The organism is Nonomuraea sp. MG754425, from assembly GCF_021699195.1.
Classification (GTDB): Bacteria; Actinomycetota; Actinomycetes; order Streptosporangiales; family Streptosporangiaceae; genus Nonomuraea.
The window spans coordinates 1-1,630 of the sequence record NZ_SSXE01000412.1; the positions used below are offsets into that span (position 1 = coordinate 1).

The 1,630-nt window shown below is 78.0% G+C and carries 1 pseudogene; it reads right to left on the reverse strand.

The features are described from left to right. Positions 1-1,630 (reverse strand): annotated as a pseudogene (locus FAF44_RS53120) (lantibiotic dehydratase family protein); the annotation flags it as partial.

Consider the following 1,630-nt stretch of genomic DNA (forward strand, 5'->3'; position numbering starts at 1 on the left):
CACCCAGCCCATCCGCTCGAACGACCGGCTCATCCGGACCACCGACCGGCCCATCGGCCCGGACGATCGGCGCGTCCGCACAACCACCCGGCCCATCGGTGTGCGGGCCGAGCGCCGGAACCGGCCCGTCGGGCCCGTCCGGCCCGCCCCCGCGGCCCGGCCGGGCCGCGGCGAGGCCCGCCTGCGTGGTGCCGTCGCCCGGCGACGCGGACGCGCCGGACCGGCCCGCGGGTCTCCGTCGCCCGGCGGGCACGCCCTCCCGGACCTCCGGCCGGCCGCCGCCCGCGGGCCGCACGTAGACGCAGCTCAGCTCGGCCGCGAACCGCTGCTGCCCGTCCCGCAGCCAGCACTCCCCCGGCCCGGGCAGCACCTCCGTCAGCGTGACGCCGTCGGCCGTGGCGGCCATCCGGGCCAGTCCTTCGAGCAGCGCGGGCGAGCGCGTGTCCACGTAGAGGGAGCGGCGCTCCCGGGGCGAGGAGGCGAAGAACGCGACCGGCAGCTCGTACGCCGCCCGCAGCCGCGCCATCGCCACCAGCAGGTCCCGGTCGCGGTCCGCCTGCCCGAGGGTGTCGAACGAGGCCCGCCCCAGCCACCATCGCCGCCGCGAGATGACCACGTTGTCCCAGGTCAGCCGGGGCACGTGCGGAAGGTCGGGCAGGCGCGGCAGCCGGATCCCCGGCAGCGCGAACGCCGTGTGCAGCGCCATGCCGTGCTCGCCGTTGTGCAGCAGCAGCGGCTCCTCCATGCCCTTGGCGTGCAGGACGGCCCGTTGCCCGTCGCTGTGCACGTACAGCTCGTCGAGCCCGATGCGGCGGCGGCGCGGGTCGGCCGCCACCCCGCCGAGCTCCAGCACGGGGCCGGGCAGTTCCAGCGACGGCACGCCGTCGGTGCGGCGCGAGATGACGTTCAGCACGGTGAACCCGGCGAGCGCCCGGCTGATCTCGGCGTCGCGCGCGGCCAGGCACTTGACGCCCTCCTCGTGGAACTGCAGCGCCCACGGCGTGAGCAGCACCGTGTCGTGCAGGCGGTTGAGGACCAGCGGGGTGACCCCGGGCTCGTACGCCTCCAGCGTGGGCGCGGCCACCATGACGCCGGCCGAGCAGAGGACCGGGGCGGCGGGCGGTGCGGGCTCGCCGAGCCGGCCGGCGAGGTTCAGCTCGGACGCCCCGGCGGGGGCGTCGCGGACGAGGGCGGCGATCCGCCCGGCCAGCCGGTCGCCGTACTCGGTCTCCAGGTCGCCGCTCGTGCGCAGCACCTCGGCCAGCGCGTACGTGCCCGGCCCGAGCCGCCCGGCCAGCAGCCGGTTGGTGCGCAGCCTGGTCAGCTCGGCCTCCTCGGAGAGCAGGTCGAGCACCGCCGGCACGCGGCCCCGGAGGTCGGCGGCCAGCGCGTCGCCGACCGTGACGCGCAGCGTGCCGGCGGCGGCCTCGTGCACGATCGCCCGGTCGTCGTGGCGGCCGCCCCCGGCCAGCGCCTCGATCCGGCGCTGCACGGCCAGCTTCACGTCGGGTGAGGCCGCCGGGTACTGCCCGAGCAGCTCGCTGATCTCCCCGACGCGCCTGCCCAGCGGGAGACCGGCGTCCTGCGACGGCCGCGGGCCGACGAGCGCCCGCGCGCGCTGCGCGGGCAC